A 5,530-nucleotide genomic window follows, 5' to 3' on the forward strand; every position below is an offset into this window, starting at 1 on the left:
TGCCGCCGATACCAACGGAGGCCTGTTGGGAATATCGATACCCTTGCCTGGGGCAATGCATGACCGAAAATCGTTTACTGAGTGCGGCTGGGAAGATCTTCTGGCCGATGTCCCAGTCATCGCTGACCCTGCCTACCAGGGAACTCACGCAATCACGCCTCGCAAGAAACCCAAGGGTGGCGAGCTCTCTATCGGCGACAAGGCAAACAACAGGGTGATCTCCTCACTGCGCTCTGCCGTCGAACGATGCATCGCCCATGTCAAGAACTGGAAGATACTTGCCACCGGCTTTCGAGGGCGCCTCGCCGAGCTTCCGAATGTCATCCGAATCGTCACCGCACTGGAGTTCTACCGACTTGGCTGGTAAGGGCTCTGAATAACGCTCAAAGAACAACAAGGAGGTGATCGAAGAGGATTGCGAGCAGTCGAGATATTCATATGTCGACTGGCTTGTGTACAAATTGCTGCGTGCGGGCTGCGGCCCTGGAAGGGATGGTAAAGCTAAAAGAGAAAATCACAGAGTTGTCAATGCCTTGCGGGGCGATTCGGCGAGCTATTGGGTGGAAGATGGCATCGAGATTCTGTCACCGACATCGAGTTTGATAGAGGACTGTAACGAGCGCGGTGACTATAACAACTGTTCCTATGTCCTGAAGATCAGCTATGCTGGCCGAGCTGTCGTTCTTCCCGGTGACGCAGAGGCTGCGGCGTGGCAGTCGACTCTCGATAATCCCGGCCCGGAAGCAATCAAGTGCGACCTACTTAAAGCGTCACACCACGGACGGGAGTCGGGTTTCCATGAGAGCGCGGTGAATGCTATGTCGCCGGATGCGGTAATTTGCTCTGTCGGTAAGAAGCCATCCACTGATGCGTCTGACAAGTATGCCGCTCGTGGCGCAACTGTCCTTTCTACTCGGTATCATGGAACAATTACTGCGAAGATCTGGGGTGATGGCGATATCTGGATCACTGATCGCAATGGCAACAGAATTCACGAAATCTGTTGAGTCGTGGGAAAAATGGCCGCGGGTCGGAGCGACCTAGGCGGGCGAACTGATTATGTCGAGGGCAACGTAGCTTCTTTTTCACCGCAGGCTCGGCAGCCTGGATCAGGTGGTGCCGGGATGAAGTCGTACCGACCAGAGAAGACGCTGAAGGTCAGGTAGCCATCGGTGATGGGCTCGCCAACACCCGGTGGCCTACCCTCGGTCATGTATTGACCGAGCATCGTCGCGATCCACGCCGCATCGTGGGAGAGAAGGCTGGTGGCATGGCACTGACACGGTCCGCGCTCACGCCGCGCGGGTTCGACGCGCAGGACGCTGCCGCGGTGTTGGATGTGATCAACGCGGATCGGCTGCCTGGCCAGCCGATGTGCACCGAGGCCATGCTGTCCGAGGCGGTTGCGGGCCGCTCACCGGTGGATTCGGGGTGGTGGGCGGAACTGGATCGGCTGGCCGTCGACGTGTTGCGTGACGGCCAGGGTCACATTCGTGGGGCGGTGTCGTATGCGCATCGCGCGCGCGACGGCGCGGGAGTGATCTTGTGGTTGCATGGTCGCGAGGAGCCCGTCGTGGTGGACGCGCTGCTGGATCACGCGATGGGGCGGTTGGGCGATACCGCATCGGTGACGGCGTTCGAGTTCGCCGGCGCGTTGGCTGTGGGGCTGGAAGGGCTTCCGGTTCGGCATCGACCCGCGACACGCAGGGCGTTGCTGGCCCGCGGCTTCGTCGAGGCCGACTTGTGGCGGTATATGCGTCGCGAGCTGCCGGCGACCGATCTCCCGCGCGACCAACGCACCCAAGCCGCCCACGTCGAGGCTGATCCAGAGAATCCCGGTTGGCGGGTCGAGGTGCGTGACGCGGACGGCACGCTGCTCGGTGACGCCCAGGTGTCGGTGGCCGCTCCCGGTGTGGGTGTGCTGTGGTGGATCGGTGTCGAGCCCCCGCATCGGGGGAAGGGCCTAGCCTGGCCGTTGCTCGGTTCGGCGCTGGAGGTGCTGCACGAGCACGGCGCCCAAGAAGTGATCTTGTTCGTGGATGACGACGCCCCACCCGATGACCCTGAGCGGGGGCGTGGTGCGGCGAACGCGCTGTACGACCGAGCCGGGTTCACCGAGATTGACCGGCTCTGTTCCTACCGCCGAACGCCATAGCCGCAGGGCATGGTGATGCCAGCGGTGACCGCTCCGGAAAGCCAGGACTCCACCGCCGCCACCGTCATCCGCGTTGCCGGGTCGGTCTCCCGGGCGACCGCGTCTGGGTCGAGCAGCCCGATCGTTTCGGCGATCGGAGTGGCAGATCGCCGGGCAACCGAGGCGGCCAACGCGGCTCGGTAGGTTCGCTTGCGGTCAGGTAACCCCGGCCGCAGCGCCGGCGGAAACAACTCGATCACGTGGGCCTTGCTTCGCTGGTAGGCGGTTACGCCAGCCGGGTGGTAACGGGTAGCCAGCGGCAGTGCCACGGCCGCCGCGACGACATCCGGGTGCAGGAACGGGGACGCTTCCGGCAGGAAACCCGTTGGTGGCCGGTAGTTGCGGGGCCACCACGCATCGAAGGCGTCCGCGCTAGCCCAGGATCGACGGGCTGTGGCGTGAGCGCGCAGCGTGGCATCGACCCAGTCACGCGCCCACGCCCGTGCCGCCTCGCGCAGCGGTTCGGCCAGGACGTCGGATACGGCTGGCGGAGACCACTCGGGCCAGTTGGCCGCCCAGTACAGCCGCGTGCGAGCCGCCACCGGCAACGCGTGGCTGGCCATCGCCAGCAACTCGCCACAGATGGCCGGTCCGGACTGTGCCATGTCCGCCAGGTACCGTCGTGCGCCGCGAATGCCGAACCGCTGCAAGACCTGTGCGGTAGCGAAGCGGGGAACGGCCAGCAGTTCGTCTGCACCGTCACCGGATAACAGGACTCCCGCCCCGGCTTCGGCGGCCAACCTTGCGACGGTCGCGTTGACGACGGGGAGCGCGTCCGGCCGTGGACCATGCGGCGACCACGCCGGCTCAGTGATGCAGTGGGCAGGATCGACGACAACCAGCTGAACACGCTCGGTGAGATCGAGATCGGCCAAGAGCCCGCGCACGAACGTGGCAGTCCTCATACCGCTGTCATCGACAAGGTCGACCACGAACGCGAGGACCCGGCGCAGCGGTCGCAACGCCAGCACATGGGTGAGCACGGCGAGACTGTCGAGCCCGCCTGAGAGCGACACTGCGACCGCCGAAGCGTCGGCGCATAGCTCGGCCACAGCGTCGGCGAAGACCTCGGGCAGCGGCGTGTTCGTCGCCGTAGGCGTAACCGGTGGCCACACCAACTCGACGCCGGTGAAAAACGACGACGGAGTGAACTCACCCCACAACCCAGGACCGGTGAACAGCCGCGCCAACCCGTCCAGATCCACCGACGGTGCCTCGCCCGCGGCGGTCAGCGGATCATCAACGAGCCTGCCGTCCTGCCCCCGGTACCCCGGCCGTAATTGTCGCACCGCGGTCTAGGCCCGCCGCAACCCCCACAGCGCACGCACCACGTCCCGTAAGAACTGCGCAGGACTACTCCGCCGGCCGGCGGTTCCCGACCGACCGCCCTTGAGTCCCCTGCCGTGACTGCCATCTCCCGGACTGCTCTTTGCCGACACCCATCCTCCTGAGGATCAACGAGAACACGCACAGCCTGGCACAGCTACCCTGCGGGCGGAACCGGTTTTACACCGGGGCAGCAACGGGCATTATCGGCGCCTGCCTGGGCGTGGTCAGCCAAGCAACTGCTGCCTGAGGACGCGCAACCACCAGGGCATTCCTGCTCTTGGTGCAGGACGTTTCGTACTGGCGGAGGATTGACCGGGCGGCTTCCACCTGTCATGGACCAGGAAGTCCTTCTCAACGTGCAGTTCAAGCGCCTCACGGAAGTGGTCGGTTGCCTCGACCAACGAGTCGGCCGGCACCTCGTAGATGCGGATCAATTTGTAGAGCATGACTCTCACCTCCTTTCTGTCGCTTCCTCGCGACGACTCTTGATAGCCCACACGGTGTACTGGCCCGTCAAGGCCGAAGCGCAGCAAAGCCAGGCGCAGCTGGTGGCCGGAGGCCAGCCTTGACGGGACTGTGGAAGCCGTGTGACAGCCTGAGGAGGAGCGAGGAAGCGACAGGGTGTGGGGTACCCGCTGTCCCCTGCCCTATCGCGGGCAGGGCTACCGCGTTAGCGCCGTATTGCTGCGAGGCGGAAGGAAGGTCTGGAAGGAAGGAGCCGAGCAGCCACTATTACCCCCTGTGGGGGTGGCCTCTCCGGATACGCCGCCGCTGATGGTGACCAACCTGGCAACAGCACCCACCCATGCCACTGCACACCTGCGGGTTGTCGGTTGGTTGCGGCGTAGAAGGAGAGGACGGGGGAGTCAGCCGCGCCGTGCTCCCCATGAACCACGGCCGATAGAACACCCGAGGCGCGGCTGACTCCCCCGGACGTAGGCCACCGAACCCGCTGGCAGCGGGCTTGTCCTTCCAGCTCCAGTGCCCGTAGGGCCGGTACTCGCCTCCCTTCGCCGAACCCGTACCGGCTGGTGTACCGGCCTGAGCCGGTATCACGCCCGGCATGACGATCCGGTACGGGTTGCCCGGGTACATGATCTGGAACGAGCGGGAGGGCATGGTCGTTTTTGCCCACAACAAAACCATCCCCTTGGTAACCCCTGGGGTTCTTCCCTATTCTCCGATCCCTTCGTTCTCTCGTTCCCTTGCCTGCCTATCGACTTCGTCGATGAGGTAACTCGGATTGGCTGGTAGTGAGCCAGCGTCCTAGATGCTTATATGCATCACGTTGCAACGGTTACTCGGTCACTTCGGTCACGGCAGGCTAGTCCGTCTTTAGTCGCAAACCATTTCTGGGAGACGGCGGCTGCCTTGTCTGCTCTAGGAGATATATAAGCAAGTCTTGAGAGGGTTGTATAGTCCCGTTGCTACGATGGCACGATGTGTCGACGGATCGTTGCAACGATGCATCGTTCGGTCGTTCGGATAAACGATCGTTCGACCGAACGGTCGTTCGGGTTCTAGGCTTTGGAGAGCTTGTCCTTGAGGTAGCTGTCTATTGCATCTCGTACCATTGCGCTCATGCTGCCAACTCTGCCCTCCCTTTTCTGCAGGTAGGCGAGATCGCGCAGAGAGTCCATCTGATCCTCGTAGATCTCAAACGAATTTCTCGTGACTATCCTTTTGCCGTTCGACCGAACGGTCGTTCGAGCGTTCGAGCGTTCGGATGTATCCTCCAACTTGGGCTTGAGTAAGAGTCCATCAGGGGTACGGGTAGTACGGTGCGTAGCCCCAGTATGAGGTACCAGGGGTACGGGTTCCTGGGTCTGTTGCGGCGGCTTCCTGCGGGGGAAGAACGCCGATCCCTCAAGTTCGGTCGTGATAGAGCGTTATTCAGGCCGGCTTGATCACCTCAAAGTAGGGCAACGACCCCGATCAGGTAAGATCGTTTTCCTACCACAGAACACGACTTACAGGCGGGGCCGTTGCGTTACCAGTCTACTACAG

5 protein-coding genes are annotated in these 5,530 nt (G+C 62.8%); 3 read left to right on the plus strand and 2 right to left on the minus strand.

What is annotated here, in order from left to right; translation table 11 throughout:
• The 3 genes from FFT21_RS27850 to FFT21_RS27860 form a co-directional block, all read left to right on the plus strand.
• Positions 1-367 (plus strand): transposase family protein (locus FFT21_RS27850; RefSeq protein ID WP_137816887.1); only part of this gene is annotated, 367 nt, incomplete at its 5' end.
• A gap of 34 nt (positions 368-401) precedes the next feature.
• Positions 402-1,007, plus strand: a complete 606-nt coding sequence (locus FFT21_RS27855) for a ComEC/Rec2 family competence protein (protein ID WP_137816888.1) — start codon at positions 402-404, stop codon at positions 1,005-1,007.
• Positions 1,008-1,216: 209 nt separating this feature from the next.
• Positions 1,217-2,155: a GNAT family N-acetyltransferase gene (locus tag FFT21_RS27860; RefSeq protein WP_225978828.1), complete on the plus strand. Its 939-nt coding sequence runs from the start codon at positions 1,217-1,219 to the stop codon at positions 2,153-2,155.
• Here FFT21_RS27860 and FFT21_RS27865 read toward each other — a convergent pair.
• Both FFT21_RS27865 and FFT21_RS27870 read right to left on the minus strand, forming a co-directional pair.
• Positions 2,137-3,483: an asparagine synthase-related protein gene (locus FFT21_RS27865; RefSeq protein ID WP_225978829.1), complete on the minus strand. Its 1,347-nt coding sequence runs from the start codon at positions 3,481-3,483 to the stop codon at positions 2,137-2,139. The two genes, FFT21_RS27860 and FFT21_RS27865, sit on opposite strands and share 19 nt — an antisense overlap.
• Before the next feature lie 264 nt (positions 3,484-3,747).
• The gene (locus tag FFT21_RS27870) at positions 3,748-3,969 is read right to left on the minus strand and encodes a hypothetical protein (protein ID WP_137816889.1); all 222 of its coding nucleotides are present in this window, start codon (positions 3,967-3,969) and stop codon (positions 3,748-3,750) included.
• Between the last annotated feature and the right edge of the window lie 1,561 nt (positions 3,970-5,530).

This window comes from Gandjariella thermophila (assembly GCF_005405885.1).
Taxonomy (GTDB): domain Bacteria; phylum Actinomycetota; class Actinomycetes; order Mycobacteriales; family Pseudonocardiaceae; genus Gandjariella; species Gandjariella thermophila.